The following is a 281-nucleotide window of genomic DNA, read 5'->3' on the forward strand; positions in this document are numbered from 1 at the left end:
GGTTATGCAACGTGATCTGTACACGCCCGTCAAGAAGCAGCGCATGGACCCGAGCGGACGCGACACTGGGTATTTTCTCCCCGAGCAGGGCCGGCCGAATCAGAACTACCTCACACTTACTCGTCCGGCACCTAACGGTTACGCGCCGGTTGACCCGGTGCTGGTAAGTTTGTGGACCTGATGATGGGATAAAGCAATGGGCCTTCGGGCCCATTTTCGCAACCACGTACTTGTTAAGGAGTACAAAATGGCAGTTGAAATTCAAGCAGCAAACCGGCTGG

At 55.2% G+C, this 281-nt stretch carries 1 protein-coding gene; it reads left to right on the top strand.

Going from position 1 to position 281, the window contains the following annotated elements:
- The coding region (locus tag AC1RO3_RS09145; RefSeq protein ID WP_481764106.1) for a hypothetical protein at nucleotides 1-181 on the top strand (181 nt) is incomplete at its 5' end.
- Nucleotides 182-281: the final 100 nt, after the last annotated feature.

Source organism: Dellaglioa sp. CoH-57-MRSF-19, assembly GCF_056781975.1.